We start from the raw sequence: 26,467 nt of genomic DNA on the forward strand, positions 1-26,467 counted from the left end.
ACCCGTGGCGGTAATTTCACGGCCATTGAATCGGAACGGCGTGCAGTCGTCACGAAAGCGAGCGGACACCCGCTCCCCGTGCTACCGTCACTTGCCTCTGACTTCCGATACCGGTGCGTCCCCTGACGTACCGGTGTTTACCTGAGTCGGACGACGGTGTGTGTGCACAATCATCATAGTTTTGCACAACGTAGTGTCGTCCATGTCGCGGAGAATCGTCGTGGAAACCGCGAGGGCCGAGCGCGGAGAACATCAGTGGCTGGAGACGTTCAACGATTCGCCGAGTCACGGGGACGAGTACGACGCCATCACGTCGCTGTCGTGGAACGGCCCCCGGGAAAATCAGGTGGGCGTATTACGCTACGGGAAACTGCCGAAACTCGACCTGCCGTCGTACCTCAACTACTGGTACTACCACCTCAAGTGGGGCTTGGAAAAGGAGGGCATGGTTTCCAGACTGTACGCGCCGAACATCTACGAGACGAACGCGGAGTACATCGAAGAGTACTTTCCCTACGTGACGGTCGAACGAGTGCTGGAACGGAGAGGATGGCAGGTGAGAGACGAACGACAGTTGGAGGACGGCCGCGTTCGATACACGTGGACCAAACCCGAGCGGCGGGACTCGGTGGCGGAGTCGGCGAAGCGACTGATGACGAGAATACGGCGCAAAGAAGCCACGTGAACGGCGAACGGTGAACAGCAGTAACGACAGCGGAGCGGTCACTCCAGCACGACAGCGGAACAGTCACTCGGTCTCGATACCGCGAACTCAGTCGGAACGACCGGCGGTCGGGTCGGCGACGCGGCCGAGGAAGAGGACCGTATTTGTCGGTTTGTGGCGAATCAGGAACAGAAACGGCCTATCGACGGTCATTTCGAACGGATTCAGCGGTGCCGACGTGACACCCACTTCGACGGCCGTCGCGGCCGCCGCTTCGGTTCCGTCCTCGTCCACTTCGATAACGCTCTTCTGGCGGACGCTATCGATGGAGAGGTTCTCGCCCGTCTCCTCGATGTCGGCCATTCCGCCGAAATCGGCACTCAGGGAGAACGCGCGGGACATACCGAGGTCCGAGAGCGTCGTCCCGAGGTCGAGCGACGATTCGAGGGAGAACTTCGGCAGCGTAATCGAGCCGTCCGTTCGCTCCATCTCACCCAGCAGCGCCTCCAGTCGGTCGGCTGAGAGCGACGACGTGAACGCCTCGAACGTGCCGTTTTTCGGCAGAAGGACGACCATCCCGACCTCGTTGCCGACGTAGGGGAGTTCTATCAGCTGCTGGCCGTCCACGGCGGCGTAGGGGAACGAGTCGGATTGGGACATCATCGGCACCCGCGATGTCGTCCCGTCGAGCGCGGTGAACGGCCGCCGTTTCGTGTTCTCCTCCGAGAACGTGCTGGCCCACGTCGCCCGGAAGTAGATGGCGTTGGTGAGGACGAGTCGCGTTCGCGCATCGAGCGCGTTTTCCGCCAGCAGGTCGGTGATTTTTCCCTCCGTTCGGTCGGCGACCCACGCGTTGATGGTCTCCGTGGCTTCGTCGGCATTCTCTTGGAAGTCACAGACGTTGAGACCGGCGTCGTAGTACGTTCGAAGTGTCGTGAGGAAGTCGTCGCGCCACGGATAGCCTTCCTGTCCCCAAATCGCGTTCGCGGTGGTCAACTGGAACGGCGTCCCTCGGTTCGCGTCGGCGTCCGCCCGCTCGTCCACGGTTTTGAGTCGCTCGTCCGTCTCGCCGAACGCGGCGTGAAGCGACTCACCATCGAAGGGGAATCGGAGGGTGTCGGCCATCGCCGCTCGCATCTCGCCGCGCGCCCCGGCATAGGTCATCGCCAACGCCACAGACACGCTGAACGGGGACAGAAACTGGTTTTCGTTCGGGTCGGTTTCGGCGAGCGAGGAGAGAAGCGTCAGGCCGAACTCCGAGTTTCCGCGAGCGAGCGTTCGAATCGCCGCCTCGTCGGTCGAAACGGGATTCGACTTCCCGGTTCCGGTTACCGTCTGAACGTTCGTTCCGGGGTCGTTCGACGAGAGCGGGGCGAGACAGCCCGAAAGGAGGGTTCCGGCGACGAGCGCGTTCGAGAGCGCGAGAACGCGGCGACGGGTGGGTGGCATACTCCACATTTCACCTTCGCGAGCAAATACGTTAGTAAGACACAAATACCGATTGTAGTTACGAAGTATCCGCTTCGTCCCCGCCGCGGCGAGCGAAGAACACCTTGGGCTCCATGGTGAGTTTCGTCTCGTCCGCCTCGTTCTGCATTTCGAGGTAGAAGGTGACGAGGCCGCGGTTCGGGTCGCTTTCGAGCGGGCGTTTGTCGGTGACTTCGAGCGTGAGCGAGAGGGTTTCGCCCGGTTTGACGGGAGCGGGCCACGTGACGGATTCGACGCCGGGCGAGCCTAAACTGCCGCTGTTCTCGAAGAAGTTGTCCACGAGGATGCGCATGGAGATGGCGGTGCTGTGCCACCCGCTGGCGACGAGTTCGCCGAACATCGATTCGGCCGCGGCGTCCAAATCGACGTGGAACTCCTGTGGGTCGTACTGCTCCGCGAACGAGAGGATTTCCTCCTCGGTGACGGTGTAACTGCCGAACGATTCGCGGTCGCCGACGACGAGATCTTCGAAATCCCGGTTGCTCATGCGGGTGGATTGGCGGAGCCGAAACAAATAGCCGAGGGCTGGGGAAATCGAGGGAGTAATTCTCAGTCGCCGCTCGTCGCCGAGGCAGACGACTCGCCGCGTTCACGCGGGATGTAGTAGGCGAACCCGACCGCGAAAACGGACACGACGACCGACAGTGCGAACACGGTCGTCAGTCCGTCCGTCAGAATCGTCGCTAACCCGGCGGGCGGCGTGGGAGACCCGAGAAGCCGCTGTTGAAGCTGCCCGAGGTTCGAGACGCCGGAAATCGTCGTCAGTTGGTTTCGGATGACGAGATTCAGGGCGAACCCGAGGAGCGCGACGCCCATCGTCCCGCCGAGGTTGCGAAAGAACTGTTGGGAGGAGGTGACGACGCCCATCTGTGCCGTCCCGAAGTGGTTCTGAATCGCCGTCAGCAACGGCGGCGTGACCATTCCCATGCCGACGCCCATCACGAACACGTTGCCGATGACGAGCGGGAGGGCCGTATCTGCCGTCCAGAGGACCGTCGCCGCGCCGAAACTCAGGACGAGGAGGACGGTCCCGACGGTGGCGAGTCGCTGTTCGCCGACCCGATTTACCGACCGGCCCGAGAGAAAGCTCGTCCCCGACCAGCCGATGGAGATCGGAAAGACCGCCAGCGCCGCACTTCCCGCACCGCCACGGACGCTTTGCAGGTAGAGCGGCACGTACGTAATCGCCGCGAAGAGCACGAAACTCGTGAGGAATCCGGTCACGTTCGTCGTGATGAATACCGTGTCGTCGAACATCGACAGCGGGACGATGGGCTGGGTCGCGCGCCGTTCGACGGCGTAGAACACGCCGAGGCCGACGATTCCGCCCGCGATGAGCGGAAGCGCCCACGAACTCGTCGTTTCGAGGAGTTGAAGCCCGACGAGGAGCGCCCCGACGGCGATCGAAAGCACGGCCGCGCCGAGGAAGTCGACGTCGCGGTCGGCGCTGCCGGTCGATTCGTCGAGCGAGATGGCCACCAGAACCACGGCAACTAGCCCGACCGGAACGCTGAGGTAGAACACACCGCGCCAGCCGACCGTTTCGACGATGACGAAGCCGAGAAGCGGGCCGACGACGCTCGAAATCCCCCAGACGGTGCTCCCGAGGCCGATGGCTCGACCGCGTTCCTCGGGCGGGTACACCACCCCGAGGATGGTGTACGGGATGGCGAACATCGCGCCCGCGCCGACTCCCTGCAGCGACCGGAACGCGACCAATTAGGGCATGCTCCCCGCCGCACCGCACAGCGCGCTCCCGGCGACGAAGATGGCGGCACCGACGAAGAACAACCGTTTCCGGCCGTAGATGTCGGCGAGGCGGCCGTACAGGGGCATCGAAACCGCCGCGAACAGCATGTAGGCCGCGAAGGCCCACGCGTACAGTTCGAGTCCTCCCAGCGATTGTACGACCGTCGGCATCGCCGTGCTCACGATGGTTCCGTCGATGGCCGCGAGGAAGATACCGAGCAGGACGCCCAGCGTCGCAAGCCGTCGGTTGGTCATAGAACTCCTTCGGGAGCGACGGGCAAATAGCCGCCCCACGGCTTTCCGTGGCTTCCACACGGCCTCGTGGGGAAATCGTTTCCGACCGCAGCGTCAGTCAGGATTCCGACCACGGCGTCAGTCAGGAGTCACCCCTATCCGTGGTGTTCCGTCAGATTAACCGCCAGCACCGGAACCGTCGTCAAGCGAATGACTCGCTCGGTGACGCTCCCGAGCAGGAGGTGGCTGACGCCCGTATTGGCGTGGGTGCCCATCACGATGGCGTCGATGTCGTTCTCCTCGGCGTAGTTCACGATTTCCTCTGCCGGGTCGCCGTTCACGATGGCGGTCCGCGTTTCGAGACCGGCGCGCTCCGCCGTGCCTTCGATAGAGGACACGGCCGTTTCGCCCGTCGTTTTGAGGTCGTCGTGAACCATGGATTGTGTCGATTCGGAGAGCGAATCGGCAAGTCCGGAATCCACGACGTGAAGGACGTGAACCGTTGCGTCCGTGAGTTCGGCGAGCGAAATCGCTTCCTCGACGAACTGCTGTTCACCGCCGCTACCATCCGTCGGCACGAGAATCGCGTCGTACATCGGTTCGCCCAACGAGGGCAACCGGGATAGTGGTACTGCTTGCCCGAAGAGCAGCAGAGAGTAGTAACTGAAGAAGCAGGAACAGAGGTCGCGAAACTACGGAACCGGCGGTAAATGACCGACGAGACCGATATTACACTCTGGACGAGGGGTGTCAGACGTGTGTCTGGTTGTGACACAAAACAGACCACTCGTCGAAACGTGCGTCGAAAATAGTTCGTTCCTCGAACGACGTCGTTGGCGGATTACTCGTCGATGTCGATGCTGTCGAATCGGCTGTCCCGGAGCACGGATTTCAGGACGATATCGGTGTCCTGCACGAGTCGATGTTCGAGGTAGCTCCCCTGTCCGCGACCGCCGCCGGTTCGCGTCGATTCCACGACGCCGAGGAACGCCTGTTCCTTGAGGAGTTCGTAGACGCGGTGTTCGCTCAGCACGTTCGCATCCAGTTGCTTGCAGATCTGCTGATAGCGAGTGAAAATTTCGCTCGTCGAGAACTCCGAGCCGCGGTTTTCCTTCGTCAGGAGTGCGAGCGCGTAGAGAATGAACTTCACCTGCGTCGTCGACCCACGGAGCAGTTCCTCGAAACGGTCCACCTCGGCCCATTCCTGTGCGTCGCGGATGTGTTCCTCGGTGACGAGTTCGTCGCCTTGCCGTTCCGCGAGTTCCCCGGCGTGGCGGAGGATTTCGATTGCCTTTCGCGCGTCACCGTGTTCCTGTGCGGCGAACGCGGCGGTCAGCGGAATGACGTCGCCGGTCAGGACCCCTTCCTTGAACGCGTCGCGCCGGTGTTCCATGATATCCCGCAGTTGGTTCGCGTCGTACGGCTGGAACACGAACTCCTCCTCCCGAAGGCTGCTCTTGACCCGCTCGTTGAGCCGGTCGCGGTATTCGATTTTGTTGCTGATGGCGACGATACCGAGGTGGCAATCGGCCTTCCCCGACTCCCTTGCGCGCGAGAGTTGCATCAGTACGTCGTCGGATTCGAGTCGGTCAACCTCGTCCAGGATTATGATCACGGCGTCGTAACAGCGGTCGAGAACCTCCCAAAGGTAATCGTAATACTCCCCGCTTCCGATACCCGTCCGAGGAATGGAAATCCCCGTCTTGTCCTCGTCGTTCAGCGTTCGGGTGATAGACCGAGCGACCCTGGTGTGGGTGTTGTGCTGTGCGCAGTCTACGTACACGGTACCGACGTCGACGTCCTGTGCACCGGCAGCCTGTCGTGCGCGCTCGGTCACGTGCCGTGTGACGAGGGATTTTCCGGTTCCGGTCTTGCCGTATATCATGACGTTGTTCGGCGGGTCGGAACGGACGATGGGTCGGAGCTCGGCCGCGACGGACTCGATTTCGGAATCACGCCCGACGATGCGCGTACTCTGGGGGACGTGACCGACTTTCAGCAACTCCTTTCGTTCGAACACCTGTGTCGTGGTTTCGTCGTTCACGTTGAACAGGGGGTCGCTCGCCGGGTCGTCCGTGGTATCGAAATCGGAGAGCCGGGGAGGTTCATCGGACATACGACAGCCAGCGTGCGCTCAGTATAAATAACTAGGCCTTCCCCACACACAACGTGTCGAGTGTATATCGACCGAATATACGAGAGAAGAGGCGTAATTCGTCGGTGTCATATTCTCATCACCAAGACCCGAGAAAGAGTGAAAAAGAATCGAGAAGGGGAGAAGAGGATGAAAAAAGGACGTGAGGGAGAGAGGAAGAAGGAGAGAAAGAAAAGCGGATGAGAAGGGGAGAAGAAGATGAAAAGAGAACGGAAACGGGTGGAAACGACGAACCGGAAAGTCGAAGCCTGCTCGTCGAACAGACGCCCGGTCCAGAGTGAAAACACGCACGATGAGAACAGTCGAGATGAAATGAGAGCAAGACGGAAGAGCAAAAAATCGAAAACGGGGAAGCAAAACGGACGTGTAGAAAAACCGTGAGGGAAGTCGAACGGAGCGGTAACGTGTGTTTTTCGTGTGATGTTGGACACCCCTCGTCCAGAGTGTAACGGTGGGAAAATCGGGTGTTTTTGAAGGAGGAATTCCTGAAAGTCGGAAGTAAATCTCGATGGTAAAGACCGGATAGACGACAGCTGAAAATAACGGACGAGAAAACGCGCCACTGGGCGAAAGAAGGTCCGTTTCGTCTGGAGGTTAGCGTCGGTTTGTCGGAAGAAAGGAAAGGGTGACACACACCCCTCGTCCAGAGTGTAACGGGGAAGATGGTGGGTGGGGTGGAGGAGTGGGGGGAAGAGACGCGGGCGGTCTGTGATAGAGCGGGAAAACACGATCTAAAAGCCTCAGGCGGATATTACCGGTAGTACCGAGACCGTCGCGTTATTCGAGACGTTGCTCGGGATGATAGAATCGACCGATATATACTTGACAGCAATTCATCGGCTACTCAATATTAATCCGTTGTAGCCTATATAACCGGGATAAAGAACATATGGATATATAGAATGTCGTTCGCGTATCCATGGAGCATATCGAACGATTAAGTATAATATGTTAGAGCACGAAAAGTCCATTAAGCTAATTTCATTTTAACGAAGACGAATTTCTATTCGTCTTCGACTCTTGTTCCAGTCGAAGCGACCCCTCGGAAATCCCGCTGAAACGTATAATTTGTGGGGTGTGGTTCGGAGCATGGAATTCGTGGAGTGTAGTCTTCGGGGTGGAGTTCGTGGGACGTAGTTTGCGAGGTGTAATGTTGCGGGACCGTCCATGGCCTTCGACATCTGTTCGTCTTTCCCTCAACCGACTGTACTCCGTTATTTTCGTCTCATCTCACCTCACTCCACCCACCCCTCCCCCACCCCCCCACCTTCCCCCGTTACACTCTGGACGAGGGGTGTGTGTGAATCAAAGTATGTCTCATAACTATCAATCTCGCGTTCGTACTCGAGTCGGTCGCCGTCCTCCCGAGTACGAACAGAGTAATCCACCGCCGAAAGCGGAACCGTGCACTTAGCCGTCGGTACGAACGACCAGCGCGGCGGCGATTAGCAGGGCGGCGGTCCAGAGGAGTGCGATATCGAGGACCGGATAGAGCGACCCGCTGACCCCCGCGCCGGTGTTGTATCCATCGCCAACAATCGCGTTCAGTACGCCGAAGGCGACGACAGCGACGAAGGTAAATCCGAACGCCGTTCCGAACCCCACGTCGGGTCGATACGCGACGAGCGGAACCGCGAGGAAGACTGTTACGATGCTACCGACAACAAACGGCGAAATCGGGAGCGGCCGTATCATCCACGCCCGGAGCAACGACCCGAGAACGCTATTGACGATACCGGATAACCCGATCCAGACGCCGACCAGCCGAAGTGGATGATCGAGTGCAGTCTCGATTCGACGGATTACTCCTTCCTCGTCATCCGCCGTTTTGCAATCTGTTGCTTTGCCACTCGTTGTTTTGCCATCTTCCGTTTTGCCACCCGCCGTTTTCTCGTCCGTCATGCTTCCTCCAACGCGACCACCGCGTTTTCGATGCCGACGTACACCCGCTCTCCGACGACGGCGGGCGGTCCGACTGAATCGGTTCCCGCTTCGGGTTCGAACGTGAACAACCGTTCCCCGCTGGCAGCGTCGAGCGCGACGAGGCCCGACTCCGCTCCGACGTACACGGCGGTATCCGTTACCGCGAGGCCAGAGATGGAACTCGTCCGGTTCTCCCCTATCCGTCCCACCGACTTCTCCCAGCGGGTGGAACCATCCGTCGAATCGACCGCGACGACGTGTCCCTCTCCGGCGCGGAATATCGTTTTCCCGTTCGTCGCCATCGCTGCCCCGGTCGCGTCGGTGGTCCATTCGACCGTTCCTTCCCGAACGTTCACCGCGTAGAGTCGCCCCGCCCCGCCGTAGAACGTTCCGTTCGAGATAACCGGGCCGTTCCCGAACGCCGGTGCGATATCGCCGGGGAGACCCGACCGTGACAGTTGCCAGTGCGATTCGCCGTTCGTTGCGTCAAGGCCGACGAGAGTGGTTCCGGGGTTTCCCGCTCCAACGAGGATACCGTCCGCGTACGCGAGAGGTCGATATTTGCTGGGCGTTTTCCAGCGAGGAATCCCGTTCGATGCATCCAACGCGATGAGCGAGTCGGAACTCCCGAAGTACGATGTGAGGAAGATCGTGTTCCCGACCGGGAGCACTTCGTCGAAACTGCTGTTCGTGGCGAACTTCCACCGGGCTTGGTTCTCGGAGACGGCGTACAAATTCACTCCTGCCCTATAACACGCCTGCCCATCGACGACGACTGGACCTCCCTGCGGGAGCTCGCCTCCGGTAGCGAACCGCCATCGTTCCGTTCCGGTGGCCGCGTCGAGCGCGACCAACTCGTGTCGCGTGAGGGCGTAGAGGATGTCGCCCGCGACGGTCGGCGACTGGAACAGATGCGGGTCGCCGACGGTCGTCCGCCAGGCGACTCGAACGTCGTCCGTCGGCGCGCTCGTCGTCGGCGCATATCCCGACCGGGAGGGGTCCCGACCGCGCATCGGCCACGCGTCAGGCGGAACCGACGGGTCGAGTGACTGCTCGCTCGTGAACAGGGAGGGGCGGACGTACCACGCACCGAGGGCGGCGGCACCTCCCGCGGTGAGTAGCTGTCGGCGTGAAACCCGTGGGGACTCTGGAAACACGTTCTGAATCAGTCCTGTCCGTAATAAACAATTTCGAAAGCGACGCGAGGAAAATCGTCGATATCCGATGCAGTACCGCACCGTTCTCTCCCACTCATTAAATCGTCCACACTTTCCTCTGTGGATAGCCCGAGGCTCGTTTGTAAAATTTAAGCAAGGCGGAACACCATGGTTCCGTATGCGAACCGGTATCGACGGCTCAACACTTCTCGTCTTTCCCGTCGAACATGTGTGACGACCGAACGCAGGTCGTTCGTCGCCACCTCGACGACGGGCTATCGCTCGGCACGTTCGAGCGGGAGTCTCGTCCAACGGAGGAGGCGGCGACCCGATTCTTTCGGACCCTCTTCGTGCAGCTACTCGACTTCGAAGCGACGCCCTCGTCGCTCGGCGATACTCCGTGGCAGGACCTTCCGGTCAGCGAATGGTCGAGTGCATCGCGGACGATGGCCGCTCGCGTACTTGCGAAAGCCGGGTCGTTTCGGGTGGTCTACGTGGAACTGGAGGAACTCACGCGGACCGCCGAGCGAAGCGTCGTGCGTGACCTCGCCGATTCCAACCGTTCCGAAGCGTGGGGCGGTAGCGGTTCCTTCGTGGCCGTTTTCCACGCTCCGGACGCCGACGTTTGGCATCTCGTGACGCCGTACGAGGACGGAATCGGTGACATCACCACCGGCCGACCCGTTCTCCGGCGGTACGTCCTCGGAGCGGGCGAAACGCACCGAACCGTCGCCAGCGCGCTGGCGGGACTGAACGCGACCGAGAGCGGTCTCGCCGACCGAATTCACGACGCCTTCCGTCTCGAGCCGGTCACGAAGCGGTTCTACGAGGAGTACACGGAGGTGTTCGATACCCTTCGCACCGAACTCCGGGAGAAGGGAGTGTCGGAGACCGCGGCCGACCAGGGTGCGCACCTCACGCTGAATCGGCTGTCGTTTTTCTATTTCCTGCAAAAAACGGGGCGACTCGGCGGGCGAACGGACTTCCTCCCGTGGTTCCTCCGGCAGTACGAACGCTCCGACGATGTGGACTGCTTCCACGAAAAATGGCTTTCCGCGCTCTTCGGTCGCGTTCATCAACCCGACGGGACGCCCGCCGATACGACAGCTTCCAATGATACCGCAGTATCGGATTCGACGGTACTTTCCGACTCCTCGGCACTTCCCGACTCCGCGCCGTTCCCCAACTCCTTGACGTTCCCCGGTCCGGTCGCCGACGCTCTTTCCGAACGTCCGGAACTCGATGGCGGACTCTTCCGGTCGGATGTCGTCGAGACGGAGGGCGCTTTCCTCTCGGATGCCACCTTGCGCTCCGTCATCCGTGACTTCTTCGAGGAGTATCCCTTCACGCTCGCCGAGGAGCGACCGGACGACATCGACGTCGCGGTCTCTCCCCGGATACTGGGGACGATTTACGAATCGTTCATCGCCGAGCGGGAACGCGACGAGGCGGGTATCTTCTACACGCCACGTACCGAGGTGGACCTGCTGTGCCGGACGGCGCTGTACGAACAGTTCCGCGACCGACTCGACATCGATGAGGCGGACGCCGAACGGCGTCTGGTCGAGTTCGTCTTCGGCGACCCCCTCGATTGGAACCCCGAACCCGCCGAACCGACCGATGAATTGGAGTCCGTCCTGCGCTCGCTCGACATCGTGGATCCCGCGTGTGGCGGGGGTGCGTTCCTCGTCGGGATGACGGAGATTCTCACCGAACTCTACCGAAAACTCGGCTACGATGGGGCGTACGGGTTGAAAAAGCGAGTCCTCTCCGAGAACGTCTCCGGCGTCGATATCAAACCGTGGGCGATTCACGTCGCGGAGATGCGTCTCTGGCTCTCGTTGCTCCGATCCGAAGACGGTTGCCCAGACGATACCCATCCCGACGCTACTCGTTCCGCCGATAGCCATCATGGAGCTACTCATTCCGTCGATACTCATCCCGGCGATACCCATCATGGCGCTCCCTGTCCCGATGTGCACTCGCTCTTTCCCGACCTTTCGTTCGACCTGCTGGTCGGTGACACGCTGGTCCAGAACGCCAGCGCTGACGAGCACCTTCCCTTCGAGCAACTCCGTCACTGCGCCGATGAAGGGGACGATACGGGAGGGGAACTCGAGCGGGAACGCCGCGAGTTCGTGGACCGAAAGACCCGATTTTTCGAGGGAGAACTCGACGACCCGACGCTCGTCGAAGCACAGCGAACGAATCTAGTCTTCGCCGCCCTGGAGCGGGCCACCGACCGGCAGTCGAGGTCCTCGTCGAGCGCGACCGCCACGCTCGACGGAATCGAACGGCTTCGGGAGCGGGCCGAGTCGGACGACGGAGACGGGTTCGTCTGGGAACTCGATTTCCCGGCCGTGATGACGACCGGCGGGTTCGATATCGTCATCGGCAACCCGCCATACGTTCGCCACGAAAACATCTCCCCACCGAACCTCCACCAGTCCGGTCCCGACGCGACGACCGCCACCACGTCCCCCGCCACCACGACCACCGCTACCGATGCGTTCCGCACCGATGCGTCCCGCGAGTCGAAGTCGGCGTACAAACGAGCGCTCGGCGAGTTCGTCGAACGGCGGTTCGACATCGCGCCGTACAAGACGAGTGACCTGTACCTGTACTTCTATTTCCGCTCGATGGACGTGCTTCGGGAGGGTGGCACGCTGTCGTTCGTCACCTCGAACGCGTGGTTGGACGTCGATTACGGCGTTCGATTACAGGAATTCCTGCTCTCCGAGGGTGACGTCCGCTATCTCTTCGAGAGCCGCGCCCGGCGGACGTTCGAAGAGGCGGACGTCAACACCGTTCTCTCCGTCGTAAATCGGAATTCCTCCGGCCGATTGTCGAACGCCGTCGAGTTCGTGGCGGCGTACACGGAGTACGACCGATTCGTCTCCGGGGATACCCTCGAATCCGTCCTTGTCGGGTCGGGAACTGGTTCTTCTCTCCCCTTCCACGACGAACGGCTGACGATCAAAACCGGTGACGGGTGGCGGTCCATCGGCGTTCCCGAATCCGCCCTGTGGCGGCTCGGCGGTGCGAGTACAACCATCGACGAGGCCGACGGGTGGGTGCGACCGCGGGGGGACTACCGTTCGGGCAAGTGGGGAAAATACACCAGAGCGCCGACGGTCTTCTTCGATATCGTGGGCAATGCGGACCCTGAACTGGTCCCGCTCGGCTCCCGTTGTGCCGTCCAGCGGGGGACCCGAACCGGCGCGAATCAGTTTTTCTACCTCCCCAGCGACTACTACGACGCGCGTCCGGAGGGGGACTCCCTCGTTCTGACGGCTACCGGCGAGTGGCCCGACGGCGGCTACGCGACGGAACTGGAGATACCGCGGTCGTACTGGATGCACGAGACGGCGGACGGATGGGAGCCGAACCTCGTGTTGAAAACGTCGAAGTCGTTCGAAACGCCGGTTTTCGACCTCGAATCGCTCGAACCGGGTCGGGGGCTCCGATACGTCCTCCGCATCGACGAGCTGCGGGACGAACTGGACGGGGACGTCGCCGAGTACGTCCGCTGGGGCGAGGAGTACGACCCGAGCCGGGACGATATCGGACGCAAACGCACGCCGTTCCCGTCCTCGGTTTCGAGCCGTGGTGTCGGGTGGTACGACCTCACCGAGGACCTCCAGCGCGGGGACGTACTCCCGATGAAGAGTATCGACCTCCGCCACGCGTACTGGTTTCCGACCCAACAAACGTGGATCGACAACCGCCTTCACGGAATCGAAGTTCCGGGCGGCGAACGGAACCGGCGGTTCGTCGCGGGACTGCTCAATTCGACGTACGGCGCGCTCGCGACGGAGGTAAACGGCCGCGTGAATCTGGGGCAGGGCGCGCTGGACATCGCGACCGACGACCACAGAAGGACGCCGATTCCGCGCCCGAATGCCGTCGATGACCAGTTGAAAGCCGATATCGCGACGCGGTTCGAGCAACTCGGTGCCCGTCCCATCGCGTCCATCTTCGACGAACTGGGAACCTCCGACCCGGAATCGGTATCGTTCGAGCGCGTCGCTCCCGACCGACTCGAACTCGACCGGCTTGTGGTCCGGGACCTCCTCGGATTCGACGAGGCGGTCCACCGGGACCTCTATCGGGGCGTCGTCAAACTCGCTCGACAGCGAGTCGAGAAGGCCGACGGCGTGTGAATTACCCCTGTCGAACACCGCATCGATTTCACAATGCGACCGGAAATCCACCAAATAGGTTTCAAACGCACGTCGGTGAACTCTCCGCCGACCGGCGCGGGTCTCGAATTCGAGGGATGCACCAGAACGCCGATTTACCGTCCACCCGGTTATCGCCGTATGGACCGTTCGACTCGTCTCTCTCGACGGCGACTGCTTCGAGGGCTCGGGGCCTCCCCCGCGGTAGCGCTCGCGGGCTGTCTCGGCGGCCCGTCCGGCGACGAACCGACCGACCCCGTTCCGAAACCGTATCGAACCGCGACGGCGCAGGGCGGAACCGCTCGGAACCCGGACGCGCTCCGGTCGAAGGGCGGCGTCAACTACCACGCCGCACAAGGAACCGCGACCTGTGCAAACTGCATTCACTACGTCCCCGACAAGAACGGCGACGACCTCGGCGCGTGCGCCGTCGTCGAAGGGGATATCGAACCCGACGCGTGGTGTACGCTCTACGCCCGGTACGACGGTGGCTGATGCCCGGTGCGACGGTACGACGGTAACTGACGGTTCTTCTCGCCGAACTGTCCGCGCGACTATCGCAACTAGTCCGTGATTGTCCGGCCACGGTCGTCGAGCGGACGTGCAGAGTAAACAGACGACTGCACAAGACTATTCACGAAAATCACCGACGTTCTTGCAAACGGTTCGTCTCGCTAGAAGAATCGACCTCGATACTGTTTCGCGGTTTCGAGGGTGAACGCATCGAACCGAACGATGTCGTCCGTCGAGAGGTCGTCGTACCCCTCGACGTACGCTTTCGCGGCGCTCTCGGTCGAAAACGCGAGCGGGTTTTTCATCATCGGGTCGTCGACGTGCTCGGCGTTCATTTCGAGAACGAAGTACTCGTCGGCGACACTGACGAGTTCTTTCGACTCGTGGTCGTGAACCCACTTCGTCCCGATGTCATCGGGGGACGCGTCGTCGTCGAACTGACTCGGCTTTTCGACGTAGGCGACCAAACACCCCGTCGAACAGAAGTGGACGCGCTCGCCGTCCGTCCGCTGCAACTGCGCGTTGTACTTCGGATACATCGCGACTTTCATGTTACAGACGGCGCATTTCTCGTCCTTCGCGGGCGTTTCGGGGGTTCCCTCAGCGGTGTCCCCGTGGGACGTTTCACCGTCCGTCGTCTCGTCGTCTCGTTCCGACTCTCCTTCCTCCGTTTCCGTTCCGTCCTCCGTTCGAGTCTCCCCGTCGTTCGTCGTACCCGTTTGACTCATCGTCGCCGCGACCGTCTCGCCGCCGTCATCGCCCGGTCCGCCGCCGAGACACCCCGCGAGAGCGATTCCCGCGCCGAGCGCACCCGTTTTCAGCACCGTCCGACGGTCGAATTTCCCTTCGGTTCCTGACTGGTCCTTTCGTCCCATGGAGTAAGGGTCCCAGTATATTTATTAGGTCATTCTGGTACGGTGGGCGAATCAGCCGGAATGGGCGCTGAAAACGGCACGTACGGGATATCACTCGGCAGATGCATCGCGCTCGACTGTATTCTTCGACCGTACGGACCACTGGTGGCGGTCGCGCGGTTCGAGATGTGTACCAGTCACGCTATACTGGTCGCCTGGGAAGTATCGATGTGTTTCGACGTGTGACGGCGCTCGGTGTCGTGCTCATCATCGCAACGACCGCCATCGGGGTCGGCTCGTTCGCCGCCGATACGACGGCGACACCCGAACCGGTGGCGTTCCACGAAACGGTCTCGGCCGGTCTCTCGTCGACCGCCATCGAGGAGAGCCGCGAGCGGGACCTATTGGTGCCGCAGGTCGAGGTCTTCTACTCGGGCTATCGGTACGTGCTGGGATACTACGGCGTCTCGGCGTACGCGCGAGTATCGCAGCTTCCGGAGACGACACAGCGGTACGGGACGCCCATCGCCGTCTACGTGAGCGACCTCTCGACGGTTTCGCTTCGCACGACCGAGGACGGCTATCTCGTGCACGACGGCACTCCCGACTGGGTTCGCGCCGACCGGGCGTTCTTCGTCCGCGACAGCGACGGCAGGACGATGGCCGGACCGGCCGTCCCCGCGTTCAGCGACCGAACCGACGCGGAACGGTTCGCGTCGGCCCACGGCGGTCGCGTCGTTCGGTGGGAGACCGCCGTCCCGACCGTCTGGACGGCGGATGACCGCCGCGCGGGAGCGGACGCGTCGTCCAAGCGCGCGGGAGCGGACCGGGACGTGCGAGCGACGGCGGGCTATCGGGACCGGCCGACGTCCGTCGTCGTCGGCCGCGACGCGCCGACAATCGCCGCGGCAATCGACCGAGCGCCCGCCAACACGACGGTGTTCGTTCCCCCCGGCACCTACGAGGGGAACGTGACCATCCGCAAACCCGTCACGCTCCGAGGGGCGCCGGGTGCGACAGTCCGCGGTAACGACTCGACGGGTGTCGTTACCGTTCGTGCTGACCGCGCCGCGGTCGTCGGACTCTCCATCACCGGAACCGAGTCCGGGGCCGGGTCCGACTCGTCCGGGTGGGTCGGCAGCGGTCGCGGATGGGATTCGTGGGTGAAAAACGCCTACGCGGACAGCAGCGCGGCCATGCGAGTTGACGACGCCGACGCAACGCTGATCGCCGACGTGACGGTCACGACGCCGGATACCGGCGTTTTCGTCACGAACAGTACCGATGCCGTCGTCACCAACCTCACGCTTCACGGGAGCGACGACCGGTACGAGAGCGGCATGGGCGTCATGTGGATGTACTCGAACGGGGTCGTCCAGAACTCGCGGTTTCTCGACGGCCGCGACAGCGTTGCCACCCATCGCGCGGACGGACTCGTCGTCAGGAACAACACGATGACCGGGGGACGCATCGGCGTTCACCTGATGTACACCTCCGGGACGCTCGTGGCGAACAACACCATGCGCGACCAGCGACGCTCGGGAATCAGCGTGATGACGAAACCGACGAACACCACGGTCGTCGATAACAGGGTGGCGGGAGCCGACATCGGAATTTCAGTCGCCGGAAGTCGGGCCTACGTCGCGCGCAACATCGTGGCGAACAACACGTACGGTTTCGAGGTGACGACCAGCCACTCGATTTACGAGGAGAACGTCGTCTACGGAAACCGAATCGGCGCACAGGCGACCGACCTCCTCGCGTCGAACTCGGTTTCGAACAACGATTTCGTCTCAAACGAGCGCCACGCGGCCTCGACGTACAGCACGTTGCACGTCTGGACGTCCGATGGCGTCGGTAACTACTGGAGCGGCGCGCCCGGTAGAACCGCGGGGAACCGCCTCGACCGCTCGTTTTCCCCAACGGACCCGGTCGGACGGCGACTCGCCACGGTGCCCGCCGTTCGCGTGGTGGCGGAGTCGCCGGGGTATCGACTGACGCGGTTCCTCCGCGGAACCGTCCCCGGGATGCGCACCGACGGCGTGGTGGACCGCCGTCCGCTCTCGCACCCGTCCAACCCCGACCGGATTTCCCGCGCGGAACAGTTCGCCGACCGAACCGCAATTGCATACGACTCATGACGACGACGCACCCCGACCTTCCGAACGCTGTCGAACAGTCCGCGACCGACGACGCGGGACCCCGCGAATCCACGGAACGCTCCGCGGTCACCACTGCCGACGTCACGAAACGCTTCGGCGACGTCACCGTGTTGTCCGGCGTTTCCCTCACGGTGCCGACGGGAACCGTAACCGCGCTCATCGGGCCGAACGGGTCCGGGAAGACGACGCTGCTTCGCACCCTCTCCGGCCTCATCGAGCCGACCGAAGGGAGTATTACGCGCCCCGAGAACCGTGGACGGACCATCGGCTACCTTCCACAAACGCCCTCGTTCCGGGGTCAACTGACGGTCGAGGAGACAGTCGCGGCGTACGCCGCTATCGTCGGCGAGGACGACGTGACATCGACGCTCGCACGCGTCGGACTGGAATCCGCCCGCGACCGACGCGCGTCGGACCTCTCCGGCGGCATGACGCGGTTACTCGGAATCGCCACCGCGCTCCTCGGCTCGCCGCCGCTCGTCGTCCTCGACGAACCGACCAGCGGCCTCGACCCGTCCATGAGCGAGCGCGTCTTCGATATCGCGAACCGGGTCGCGGCGGACGGGACGGCCGTCCTGTTGAGTTCGCACGACCTCGAACTCGTGGCGGAACGCTCTGACCACGTGGTGGCGCTCCGACGCGGGGAGGTTGCGACGAGCGGGCGCATCGAGAGCGTCACCGACGACGAGGGGTCGCTCCGCACGCTGTTCGACGACCTCGTTGCGGACCACGAAGGTCACGTCGCGGTTCGAAGCGCCGGAGGGGACGCATGAGCGACGAGACGGCGACGGCCACGCAACGGCCGACGCGCGCCGACCGCGGCCTCGGACTCCGCGCTGCGGGGCCGGTCTTCCGCCGCGAACTGACGACCATCCGACGAAGCCGCGCCTATCTCGGATTGGCGGGCGGGTTCGCCGTCGCCGTCGTCGGACTCACGCTTCTGGGCGGCGGCGTCACGGTCGGGTACGTGCCCATGATAATCGACCTCCTGACCTACGTCGAGGTCTTGGTCCCGGTGGTCGCGTTCGCGCTCGGCTACCGCGCCGTGCTCGACGACCGAATCAGCGGCGAACTCGCCGTACTGCGGACGTTTCCGCTCCCGCGGGCGGCCTACGTCGGCGGCGTTGTGGCGGCGCGACTGTGCGCGCTGGTCGTGCTCCTCACCGTGCCGCTCGCGCTTGTCGGCGCGATAGCGTTCCTTCGGCCGGAACCCGCCGAATACCTGTTCGCCACGACGAACGGTGCCGATTCGCCCGTCCTCTACGTCCGGTTCGTCTCGCTGACGCTCCTCTACGGTATCGTGAACCTCGTGGGCGGTATCGCCGTCTCCGCGACCGCTCGCTCGGTTCGCACGGGCGTCGTCGTCGCCGTCATCTCGGTCGTGACGCTCTCTCTCGGCCTCGACCTGCTCGTGCTCAGCGGACTCGCGGAGGGGATGCTCGGGGAGCGAACGCTCGCGGCCGCCCTCGCGCTCGGTCCGGCTAGCGCGTATCGCGCGCTCGTGATGACGACCGTCATCGGTGCGACGACGAGCGGCGTGACGACGATTCCTCCCCTCTTTCCGACCGTGGCGCTTCTCGCGTGGGCAGCAGTTTTGCTCGCCGTCGCCATCCGTCGGGTTTGGTAGCGCCCCGCCGCACCGTTTAGCCTTCAGCGACCGATTTGGCCGATGAGCCGCGGCGTCACCGCGTTGTAGTCGATGACGTCACCGCCGTACTCGTCCGCGAACGCGTCGGCGTCCGCGCGCTCGCCGAACGGTAACAGGTCGTCTCCCATCGCACCGACGACGTCGCTCCCGACGACGTAGACCAGTTCGTTGACGGGCGAGAACGCCTCTTCTTGGAGATGCGAGGAGATGAATTGGTCGCCGCCGTCGGAGAACACCTCGTAGTCCACGGCCGAATAGTCCGTGATGAACCCCTTCCGTCGCGTCCAGTCGCGGTCGCTCGCTCGCATATCGTACTGAAATCCCTCCCACGCGCTGCAGAACCACGCGGGACCGTCGTGCTCGGGTCCCTCGTCCCGATAGAAGAACTGCGCTTTCGGGCCGGGATGTTGCTCAAGAACCATTCCGCAGGTCTCACACTGTTTCGTCCCCGTCAGCGCTATCGGCTCCACCGATTTCCCGTTTCTGCTCCCGAGACACCCGGCGAGGAGGGCGGCTCCCGTCGTTCCGGCACCTACGAGGACCGCCCGCCGCGACGCCGCGGGTCGAAGCTTCGTCATTGTCCGTTCTACCTAGTCGTTCCCCAAATACGGTCTGGTAGGGTCCTCGAATCCCGGTCTCGGAGCGGTACGCGCCGTTTTCGCCCCATTTCGTTCGTTTGGCGCGGAGCGGTCCAGCGGCGCCATCGCTCCAACGCGCGTCTCGAAACGCGGCGGCGACTCGCCGCGTCGAATCGGATTAGAGTCGAAACCGGATGCTACGGCTCCCGAGGACCCGCATTCGAAACTCGCACCAGAACGGCCTTTTCCGACCCGTGGCGATATCCGCCAATGGCACACCCGACAGTCTCGTCCGTCCCGACCGTCTCACTCACCTCTCCCGCTCGCCCACACGTCATCGACGCCGCTCGTCATCGACGTCGTTCGGTTCCGATCCGACGCGCGCGGACGGAGAAGTCGAACGCGACCCGGTGGCACCGACGATGAGTAACGCTTCGAACGCGACGACGGTCGTGGCAGGATTTATACACAATCGAAGCAAACTCGCCACGTAACGCCGCTGACTCCGTATGAATCTCGGTATCCCGACCCTCGTCTTTGGCACCCCGTGGATGCGAGCGCTCGCTCGTTCGACGAGCGGTGGTCTCGCCGACCCCGCCACGCCCTTGCACCTCGGTAGTACCACGACGGACGTGACGTTCGTCTTCATCGTTCTCGGCGGCATCGCATCGAGCGTGTTGGCCAGCGCCAGCGTGTTCGCCTTTTCACAGCGCCGCTCCCGGCCCTACCTGTTCGTGTCGCTCGCGCTCGGGATGCTCGCGGCGAAGGCGTTCATGGGCGGACTCACCGCCTTCGGGTTCGTGCCCGGGACGACGCATCACCTGATAGAGCACGCGCTCGATTTCGCCACGGCGCTGTTGCTCATCGCAGCCGTGGTCTTCGCTCGGATGGAATCCGCCGGGTCCGAGGACCGTCCTCGACGCGAAGACGCCGACGACGAACGAGTAGACACCGACTTCCCGAACGGGTTCGAACAGTGATTTCGCCGACTTCTTTCCGACCGCGCCGCCCGCCCGCTCCGTGAGGACCCATTTTCCGAGGCGCTTACCGCGACAGCACGCGAGAATATCGTGAGGTTTAGAAGTCTCGTCACCTGAGAAACGGGTAGGAACGGCGACACGGAACCACAGCTACACATGACGGAAACACGTACCCGAATCGAGCTTCAGATCCGGCGGAATCCCGGCATTCACTTCAACGAACTCGTGCGGTCGGTCGATTTCGCTCCCGGTCAAATTCAGTATCACGTCCACCGGTTACTCGACGACGATTCCATCGTCGAAGAGAAACTGTACGGCCGAACGCACTACTACTCGCCGTCGTTCGACCCGTGGGAACGGCGTCTCCTCGCGCTGTTCCGCCGGGAAACGTCGCGCGACATCATCGGGTACGTTCTCGAACACGAACCGACCGACCCGCAAACGGTCGCCGACGACCTCGGCATCGCCCGGAGCACGCTGGAGTGGCACCTGAGTCGGCTCGTCGAACAGGAAGTCATCGTCAAGGAACGCGACGGCCAAAACCGCGTGACGCTCGTGGTGAATCGCCCCGACCGGACGCGAACGCTCCTGAAGCAAATCGCGCCGTCGATTCCGGACCGGTTCATCGACCGGTTCACCCGACTCGTCGATAGCCTTCTCGCCGAATAGGCCGTGACCGGTTCGTCCGTCGAAGCGGGAGAATTTCCCCCTCTCCCGTCCCGAGTCCCGACCTCTTCTCTCCCTCGGGTTCCGACTTTTCCCCCGAGTCCCGACCTTTCCTCCCGTATCGACACCTCTTTCGATGTTCACACCAGAACCTACTTTCAACGCCACCGATAACCGACACCGTACTGGACGGAGACGCACATGAAACGAAAGCGACGGCCGAGCGCATTCTCGGCTGCACGACAGTCAGAACGCCGAACCATACCATGAACGTCGAGCGAACTCTCCGGAACCTCCTTTTCCTGATCATCGGGTTGGAAATCGCGGCCTCTCCGGTTGCGGCACACACCGGGACGACGCACGCGGCAACGCCCCACTGGATTCTCTTCTCCTTCTTCGTCGGAGGTATCTGCGTGATGGCCGGGGTCGCCGCGGCGATTCGGCGCGAACTCCTCTCGATACCGCTCGCCGGCGTCCTTCTGACGGCGAGTGCCGTCACCGCGGTTTTCGGCGGTATCGGTCTCGTCGAAACCCAAATCGTCGGTCAGACGGCACCGCAGCTCATCGCCATCTATCCGGTTCTGAGCCTGTTCATCGGCGGCCTCCTCGCCGTGGGTGGCTTTCTCCTCGTGCTCACGAGGTACCCGACGAAACCGCAGTACGCCCTGCTTTGCATGGTGTTGGCGGGGTGGATACTCTACCCGACCGTCATGCCGGGACAGGGGTATTACAACCCGCTCGGGTACCTGCTCGTGCTCTCGCTTCCGGCGATCATCGCGTACATCGTTTGGACCGACGCGCGCGGCGTCGTCCAGAGCATCCGTCTTCAGACGACGCCGAAGCTCGTCGGCATCGTCGCGGGGTTGTTGATGTGCGTCTTCTTCGCGTTCTCGGCCGGAACGATGAGTATCAAACCGGACTCCGGGATCAACGCGCCGACGAGCGCGTTCATCATCCCTTACAATGTCGCCAGTCCGCTCGTCGTCTGGCCCGCCGTGGAGTGGTACTTCCCGTCGATTCCGTTCACCGGCTATCTCTCCGTCGGCTCGTTCCTCTTGATGGCCATTCTGGGCGGTTTGACCGGCCTGAACGCGGCCATCGTGACACAACAATGGTCCGGTTCGGAGTCGGTTTCCGCCACGCCGCTGTTCTCCGGCTCGCTCGCCGCCTCCGGCGCGACCGCGTGCTGTTGCTGTGCGCCCGCGTTCTACGGTGCCCTCAGCGTCCTGTTCGGGACCGCCGTGACGCCCGTCTACTGGTCGTTCATGATACCGTCGTCGCCGGTCGGGTCCACGTTCTTCGCCGCGAGCGTGCTGTTGCTCCTCTGGAGCATCGTTCGGGCGACCGGCGCGTCCGCGGGCGACGCGTGTGCCGTCGCGCCGTCGGAGTGAATCGGAAATCGAAAATTGGGAATCGAAATCGGGAATTCCTGTCGGCGACCGGGATTTGCGGTTGGGTCGGATGCCGTCTTAGAGTTCTTCTCGAAGCCGCGTGAACAGTCGTTCTTCGCGGTCCGCGAGCGCCGCCGCCTGCTCGCTGGCGTCCTCGAACAGCGCTCCCTGTTTTTCCCCTTCGACTTCGCTCGCCTCTTTGAGCGTGTCGCCGAGGCCGGTCCAATCGTCCGCGACGGCGTGGAAGCGGTCGGGAATCTCTCCTTCGAGTTCGAGGTCGGATGCAACGTGGTCGAGGAAATCGGCGTACAATCGGCGGAACGCACCGCCGCCCGTTCCCCGACGTTCGATGTTCTGGTAGGCGAACCGGGCGCACCAGCCCGAATCCCCCAACGCGGTCCACGAGGGGAGGTCCGCCGCGAACCGGCGAATTCCGTCGATACCTTGCGAGTGCCAGCCGCCGTCCTCGGCCGAGAGCATGAGGTCTGCCGTCCGTCGAACCGCGTCCCGACTCGCGGTCGCGAGGTCGGTTTCGATGGTCGGATCGGTCACGACGAGCCATCGGTTGTCGAGCGGGCCGAAGCCGTGGTCGGAGTCCCACGCCTCCCGAAGGTGGGAGGCGGGCAATCGCTGTGTCGTCTCGAATTCGCTGTCGGACAGGAGCACGTCGTCGCCGTCGGTGCCGACGCAGAGGAGGATGTGCGGGCCGAAGTGCGTGTTCGTTTCGAAGTAATCGAGGTAGTAGAGGTCCACGAACAGCATCACCGGAACGTCGTCCGCGAGATACTCACGAACGTCGCTCCACGCCGCATCCCACTGCCGTTCGCTGTCCTCCCGGTAGTCGATGCCGAGCGTCTCGAAGAACCCCGTCTCCAACTGCCCGTTTCGCCCCATGATGAGACGGCTCGCCGGGCCGCGCTCGTAGTATCCGAAGCCGAGTCCGGAACCGAGACCGAAACAGAGCGATTCGTCGAATCCCCACTCGTAGAAGTCCGAGAGGTTTCGAAGCGACGCGGAGCCACAGTGCGCTCCGGGCGTGTGGACGTACTCGGAGAGGTGCATGCGTACTCGATGGACGCGGCGTGTAAAGTAGTGACCGTCTTCGTCCTTCGAATCGTCGCATTCAGAACCTTTGGACCAGTTATCGAGAATCTCGATGCCGAATGGCTGCGTCCGTCTCTTCCCATTACATCTCTCGTGTGTGGCTATTGCTGGTGGGCTCGACGTCGGATCGCTTATTTCCTCGGAAAATATCGATATTGAAAACCTTAATTAAAAATTATTATTTTATTATAAATCTATAATATACTTTAAATTGTGAACAATTAAGTGCTGTTATCTACATCTACGACTCGATGCAAAATAACAAGAGCGGGGACGATGCGTTATGTAATCGAACACGGCGTTCGTTTCTACGTTTTACTGGTGCCGCAGCGACTACTTCTGCTTTTCTCGCAACCCAGGGGACTAGCGACGCTACGATTCGGACCGAATATACAATCCGCGAGGATACGCCGGACGAAACCGAGGTGTACATTACCGATACGCAGAAATCGGGACCGACGGCGGTCGTGGTGGGCGGCATACAGGGCAACGAACCCGCCGGTTACGAAGCGGCCGAGGACATCAAAACGTGGTCGATAGATCGGGGAACGCTCGTTACGATTCCGCGGGCCAACCCGGTCGCGATTCGACGCGATACCTACTTCAATGATAATGGTAACCTCAATCGGAAGTTTCCACCGGGACGGACGCCGACGACGCCGCTCGCACGGACGATTTGGGGCGTCCTTACGTCGTACGACCCGGACGTGGTTATCAATCTCCACAGTTCGCGGGGAATCTATCGGGAAGACGTCGGACCGGACGGCGTCGGACAGGCGATCTACCCGACGACCGTTTCGGGTGCCGCTCGTGACGCGATACGCACGAAAGAGTACATGAATCGATATCATCTCGACGACTCTTTCCCCGACCACTATCGGTTCAAGCGCGGCAATCTGATAGACGGGGATCGTCCGTTACTCATCCACAAGGTCGATGCCGACCTGAACGAGCCGGGATTCATCGTCGAGACGACCCGGTACGGGACGAGCCTCAAAACGCGGACGGCTTGGGAGCTCAACATCGTTCGACATCTGCTGGGACGACACGGAATCCACCGGACGTACGAAAATTGAAATCGAGATGGTTTCGGGTTGCAGAGTCGATGAACAGTAAATAGGAGTACATCGATGGTGTTGCCCGCCATCGATCCGTCTTCATTCTTCGAACCGCTCACTCGTCCCGCGGCGTAACCCGTACCTCGACGCCGTTCGGTCGGTAGGCGTTCGCCGCGTAGCCCCCCTCGTTCCACGGGTAGACGTCCTCGGGAACCTCCGCCCAGTCGTCGAGGACGGCGATGCGGGACGGCTGGGTTCGTCCCTCCTCGTCGGTCGCCCGCGAGAGCAACGTGACCGTCCCGTCGAACCCCGTCTTCGGTTCCCACGCGTAGCTGAACAAGCGCCACGCGCCGCTGTAGTCCGGGCCGTACAGGTCGGCGTCGTGCCACGTCTCGCCGTCGTCCGTCGATACTTCGACGCGGGACACCCTGTCGTCCCCCGCCCACGCCACGCCCCGAATCTCCACCCGTCCGTCCGCGTCGGGTGTGACCGGGCGTTCGCCGTCCGGTTCCCCGATGAGCGACATGACGTTCTCGTCGAACGTGTACGGGTGCGTCACGTCGCCGACGAGTTGCTCCCACGTATCGACCGTCGGAACCGTCTCCTCGATTCCCGGTTCGGCGTCCGCCGGATGGATGCGGTAGGCACCGTGTTGCCAGTAGGTGTACGTCCGCCCGTCGTCCTCCTCGGCGAACGTCGCGTCCGTGACCATCGTGTCCGTCACCCGGAGTTCCTCGACCCACTTGACGCTGTTCGTGCCGTACCATCCCGGCACGATGAGTCGGACCGGATACCCGTGTTCGACCGGGAGCGGTTCGCCGTTCATCTCGTACGCGAGGACGCAATCGTCGAGCGCCTTCGATAGCGGAATCGATTTCACGTACACGTCGTCGTCCGCGGGGACGTCCCCGCCGACGGCGGTGAGCCAGCGATCCGAATCGTCGTTCACGTCTACGCCGCGGTCTTCGAGCACCGCCCGAATCGGCGTTCCGCTCCACATCGCGGTTCCAACGGCGTCCCACGTCCACTGGACGCTCCCCGTCTCAGGGTCGTGTTGGCCGCGGTTGTTCCCCGCACACTCCATCGTGTGTGCGACGGCGACCGTCGGATAGTCCTCCCGAAGCGCCTCCATCGAGAGCGATTCGCCGTCGTCCACGCCCGTCACCCTGACTCGCCACGTCTCCGCGTCGGCGTCCGGGATGTCGTTCCGATGGCAGACGAAGTGTTCCTCGACCGGCGTCAGCCAGTCCGCGAACGTCCCCCGACTCGCCGCGCCGACGACCGTGTACCGGTCCTCCTCGTCACGAGCCTCCCGCGTCCCGGGTTTCCGTTCGAGGATGTCGTCTATCTCCCCGTGCCGTGAGTCCCGTCCAGTGCTCTCTCCCATGCGTGATATTATCATTCACGACGAGCAAAACCGTTCCGGCGTGATGTGCGAACAGGCCTTTCCTGTTCTCCTTCCGTATCGTATCCGCGAACAAATGTGGCGAATGTGGCGAATCGAAGTAATTCCGGCTAGGGGCTCTGACGAGCGTCGTCGCACCTTGATTTCGAAACGTTCCTCGGTATCGTCGCTCTTCTCCTTCCTTGTCGTATATTACCTGAGCCCTTCACTCCGATTGATCATTCCTATCAGACGGTACGTCCTCCGAACGTGATAGATGATGGGACATAACTAATTATAAAACTTCTAAATTTATGAGCCGATGTCAAATAACGAGAGAGGAGAGGACGCGGAAGTCGATAGAACACGGCGTTCGTTCCTTCGTCACGCCGGAGTCGCGGCTACCGCTTCGGCGTTTCTCGCGACGCAGGGGACGACTCGGGCCGCGACTCGGACCAGATACACCATCCGTGAGGATACGCCGGACGAAACCGAGGTGTACGTAACTGATACAGGGGTATCTGGACCGACGGCGGTCGTGGTGGGCGGCATACAGGGCAACGAACCCGCCGGTTACG

Annotated in this window: 20 protein-coding genes and 2 pseudogenes; 11 read left to right on the forward strand and 11 right to left on the reverse strand. The window is 62.3% G+C overall.

Annotated features, from left to right (window positions below):
- The first annotated feature begins 202 nt into the window (after window positions 1-202).
- Entirely contained in the window at window positions 203-685 is a 483-nt protein-coding gene (locus tag OPC11_RS21890) for a hypothetical protein (RefSeq protein WP_264783407.1), read from the forward strand.
- A gap of 87 nt (window positions 686-772) precedes the next feature.
- On the opposite strand, the gene OPC11_RS21895 is transcribed toward OPC11_RS21890, so the two are convergent.
- The 7 genes and pseudogenes from OPC11_RS21895 to OPC11_RS21925 all read right to left on the reverse strand — a co-directional run bounded on the left by OPC11_RS21895 (window position 773) and on the right by OPC11_RS21925 (window position 9,370).
- Window positions 773-2,113: a serpin family protein gene (locus OPC11_RS21895; RefSeq protein ID WP_264783408.1), complete on the reverse strand. Its 1,341-nt coding sequence runs from the start codon at window positions 2,111-2,113 to the stop codon at window positions 773-775.
- A gap of 58 nt (window positions 2,114-2,171) precedes the next feature.
- Window positions 2,172-2,639, reverse strand: a complete 468-nt coding sequence (locus tag OPC11_RS21900) for a MaoC family dehydratase (RefSeq protein WP_264783409.1) — start codon at window positions 2,637-2,639, stop codon at window positions 2,172-2,174.
- 62 nt (window positions 2,640-2,701) lie between these two features.
- Window positions 2,702-4,156: pseudogene (locus tag OPC11_RS21905) on the reverse strand (MFS transporter).
- A 134-nt stretch (window positions 4,157-4,290) separates the two neighbouring features.
- Window positions 4,291-4,731 carry a universal stress protein gene (locus tag OPC11_RS21910; protein ID WP_007981125.1) on the reverse strand — a complete coding sequence of 147 codons (441 nt, stop codon included), beginning with the start codon at window positions 4,729-4,731 and terminating at the stop codon, window positions 4,291-4,293.
- Between the two features lie 245 nt (window positions 4,732-4,976).
- Entirely contained in the window at window positions 4,977-6,251 is a 1,275-nt protein-coding gene (locus tag OPC11_RS21915) for an orc1/cdc6 family replication initiation protein (RefSeq protein WP_007981126.1), read from the reverse strand.
- Between the two features lie 1,449 nt (window positions 6,252-7,700).
- Window positions 7,701-8,192 (reverse strand): hypothetical protein, encoded by a 492-nt coding sequence (locus tag OPC11_RS21920; RefSeq protein WP_264783410.1) that lies wholly within the window; start codon window positions 8,190-8,192, stop codon window positions 7,701-7,703.
- Entirely contained in the window at window positions 8,189-9,370 is a 1,182-nt protein-coding gene (locus OPC11_RS21925) for a PQQ-binding-like beta-propeller repeat protein (protein WP_264783411.1), read from the reverse strand. Before OPC11_RS21925 ends, OPC11_RS21920 begins: the two co-directional genes overlap by 4 nt.
- Before the next feature lie 227 nt (window positions 9,371-9,597).
- Between OPC11_RS21925 and OPC11_RS21930 the strand changes: the two genes are divergently transcribed.
- Together OPC11_RS21930 and OPC11_RS21935 are read left to right on the forward strand one after the other, a co-directional pair.
- Window positions 9,598-13,533 carry an Eco57I restriction-modification methylase domain-containing protein gene (locus OPC11_RS21930; RefSeq protein ID WP_264783412.1) on the forward strand — a complete coding sequence of 1,312 codons (3,936 nt, stop codon included), beginning with the start codon at window positions 9,598-9,600 and terminating at the stop codon, window positions 13,531-13,533.
- A gap of 159 nt (window positions 13,534-13,692) precedes the next feature.
- Window positions 13,693-14,046 (forward strand): high-potential iron-sulfur protein, encoded by a 354-nt coding sequence (locus OPC11_RS21935; protein ID WP_264783413.1) that lies wholly within the window; start codon window positions 13,693-13,695, stop codon window positions 14,044-14,046.
- A gap of 179 nt (window positions 14,047-14,225) precedes the next feature.
- Here the strand turns inward: OPC11_RS21935 and OPC11_RS21940 are convergent, their stop codons facing one another.
- On the reverse strand, window positions 14,226-14,939 hold the full coding sequence (locus OPC11_RS21940) for a nitrous oxide reductase accessory protein NosL (RefSeq protein WP_232423859.1): 714 nt from the start codon (window positions 14,937-14,939) through the stop codon (window positions 14,226-14,228).
- Between the two features lie 209 nt (window positions 14,940-15,148).
- On the opposite strand from OPC11_RS21940, the gene OPC11_RS21945 reads away from it, so the two are divergent.
- Genes OPC11_RS21945 through OPC11_RS21955 form a run of 3 tightly spaced genes read left to right on the forward strand, consistent with a single transcriptional unit; the run spans window position 15,149 to window position 18,707 of the window.
- Window positions 15,149-17,059, forward strand: coding sequence for a NosD domain-containing protein (locus OPC11_RS21945; protein ID WP_264783414.1), 1,911 nt, complete (start codon window positions 15,149-15,151; stop codon window positions 17,057-17,059).
- Window positions 17,056-17,853: an ABC transporter ATP-binding protein gene (locus OPC11_RS21950; protein WP_264783415.1), complete on the forward strand. Its 798-nt coding sequence runs from the start codon at window positions 17,056-17,058 to the stop codon at window positions 17,851-17,853. Before OPC11_RS21945 ends, OPC11_RS21950 begins: the two co-directional genes overlap by 4 nt.
- Window positions 17,850-18,707: a copper ABC transporter permease gene (locus OPC11_RS21955; protein ID WP_264783416.1), complete on the forward strand. Its 858-nt coding sequence runs from the start codon at window positions 17,850-17,852 to the stop codon at window positions 18,705-18,707. Before OPC11_RS21950 ends, OPC11_RS21955 begins: the two co-directional genes overlap by 4 nt.
- A gap of 23 nt (window positions 18,708-18,730) precedes the next feature.
- Here OPC11_RS21955 and OPC11_RS21960 read toward each other — a convergent pair whose 3' ends face one another.
- Window positions 18,731-19,306, reverse strand: coding sequence for a nitrous oxide reductase accessory protein NosL (locus OPC11_RS21960; RefSeq protein ID WP_264783417.1), 576 nt, complete (start codon window positions 19,304-19,306; stop codon window positions 18,731-18,733).
- Window positions 19,307-19,815: 509 nt separating this feature from the next.
- Between OPC11_RS21960 and OPC11_RS21965 the strand changes: the two genes are divergently transcribed.
- From OPC11_RS21965 to OPC11_RS21975, 3 genes are all read left to right on the forward strand, one after another.
- A complete protein-coding gene (locus OPC11_RS21965) occupies window positions 19,816-20,286 on the forward strand; it encodes a hypothetical protein (protein ID WP_264783418.1) in 471 nt (156 codons plus the stop codon).
- 156 nt (window positions 20,287-20,442) lie between these two features.
- Window positions 20,443-20,955 (forward strand): winged helix-turn-helix transcriptional regulator, encoded by a 513-nt coding sequence (locus OPC11_RS21970; RefSeq protein ID WP_007981140.1) that lies wholly within the window; start codon window positions 20,443-20,445, stop codon window positions 20,953-20,955.
- Between the two features lie 263 nt (window positions 20,956-21,218).
- Complete coding sequence (locus OPC11_RS21975; protein ID WP_264783419.1) at window positions 21,219-22,343, forward strand: hypothetical protein; 1,125 nt, start codon at window positions 21,219-21,221, stop codon at window positions 22,341-22,343.
- A 78-nt stretch (window positions 22,344-22,421) separates the two neighbouring features.
- On the opposite strand, the gene OPC11_RS21980 is transcribed toward OPC11_RS21975, so the two are convergent.
- Window positions 22,422-23,405: a BtrH N-terminal domain-containing protein gene (locus OPC11_RS21980; protein ID WP_264783420.1), complete on the reverse strand. Its 984-nt coding sequence runs from the start codon at window positions 23,403-23,405 to the stop codon at window positions 22,422-22,424.
- A 467-nt stretch (window positions 23,406-23,872) separates the two neighbouring features.
- Between OPC11_RS21980 and OPC11_RS21985 the strand changes: the two genes are divergently transcribed.
- Window positions 23,873-24,523, forward strand: coding sequence for a M99 family carboxypeptidase catalytic domain-containing protein (locus OPC11_RS21985; protein WP_264783421.1), 651 nt, complete (start codon window positions 23,873-23,875; stop codon window positions 24,521-24,523).
- A gap of 97 nt (window positions 24,524-24,620) precedes the next feature.
- Here OPC11_RS21985 and OPC11_RS21990 read toward each other — a convergent pair whose 3' ends face one another.
- Complete coding sequence (locus OPC11_RS21990) at window positions 24,621-25,892, reverse strand: sulfite oxidase (protein WP_264783422.1); 1,272 nt, start codon at window positions 25,890-25,892, stop codon at window positions 24,621-24,623.
- 319 nt (window positions 25,893-26,211) lie between these two features.
- Between OPC11_RS21990 and OPC11_RS21995 the strand changes: the two are divergent.
- Window positions 26,212-26,467 (forward strand): annotated as a pseudogene (locus OPC11_RS21995) (hypothetical protein); the annotation flags it as partial.

The organism is Haladaptatus sp. T7 (assembly GCF_026008575.1).
Classification (GTDB): Archaea; Halobacteriota; Halobacteria; order Halobacteriales; family Haladaptataceae; genus Haladaptatus; species Haladaptatus paucihalophilus.

Coding starts and splice junctions, on each gene's coding strand:
- OPC11_RS21890 (WP_264783407.1), top strand. CDS start 203: ATGTCGCGGAGAATCGTCGTGGAAACCGCGAGGGCCGAGCGCGGAGAA.
- OPC11_RS21895 (WP_264783408.1), bottom strand. CDS start 2,113: ATGCCACCCACCCGTCGCCGCGTTCTCGCGCTCTCGAACGCGCTCGTC.
- OPC11_RS21900 (WP_264783409.1), bottom strand. CDS start 2,639: ATGAGCAACCGGGATTTCGAAGATCTCGTCGTCGGCGACCGCGAATCG.
- OPC11_RS21910 (WP_007981125.1), bottom strand. CDS start 4,731: ATGTACGACGCGATTCTCGTGCCGACGGATGGTAGCGGCGGTGAACAG.
- OPC11_RS21915 (WP_007981126.1), bottom strand. CDS start 6,251: ATGTCCGATGAACCTCCCCGGCTCTCCGATTTCGATACCACGGACGAC.
- OPC11_RS21920 (WP_264783410.1), bottom strand. CDS start 8,192: ATGACGGACGAGAAAACGGCGGGTGGCAAAACGGAAGATGGCAAAACA.
- OPC11_RS21930 (WP_264783412.1), top strand. CDS start 9,598: ATGTGTGACGACCGAACGCAGGTCGTTCGTCGCCACCTCGACGACGGG.
- OPC11_RS21935 (WP_264783413.1), top strand. CDS start 13,693: ATGGACCGTTCGACTCGTCTCTCTCGACGGCGACTGCTTCGAGGGCTC.
- OPC11_RS21940 (WP_232423859.1), bottom strand. CDS start 14,939: ATGGGACGAAAGGACCAGTCAGGAACCGAAGGGAAATTCGACCGTCGG.
- OPC11_RS21950 (WP_264783415.1), top strand. CDS start 17,056: ATGACGACGACGCACCCCGACCTTCCGAACGCTGTCGAACAGTCCGCG.
- OPC11_RS21955 (WP_264783416.1), top strand. CDS start 17,850: ATGAGCGACGAGACGGCGACGGCCACGCAACGGCCGACGCGCGCCGAC.
- OPC11_RS21960 (WP_264783417.1), bottom strand. CDS start 19,306: ATGACGAAGCTTCGACCCGCGGCGTCGCGGCGGGCGGTCCTCGTAGGT.
- OPC11_RS21965 (WP_264783418.1), top strand. CDS start 19,816: ATGAATCTCGGTATCCCGACCCTCGTCTTTGGCACCCCGTGGATGCGA.
- OPC11_RS21970 (WP_007981140.1), top strand. CDS start 20,443: ATGACGGAAACACGTACCCGAATCGAGCTTCAGATCCGGCGGAATCCC.
- OPC11_RS21975 (WP_264783419.1), top strand. CDS start 21,219: ATGAACGTCGAGCGAACTCTCCGGAACCTCCTTTTCCTGATCATCGGG.
- OPC11_RS21980 (WP_264783420.1), bottom strand. CDS start 23,405: ATGCACCTCTCCGAGTACGTCCACACGCCCGGAGCGCACTGTGGCTCC.
- OPC11_RS21990 (WP_264783422.1), bottom strand. CDS start 25,892: ATGGGAGAGAGCACTGGACGGGACTCACGGCACGGGGAGATAGACGAC.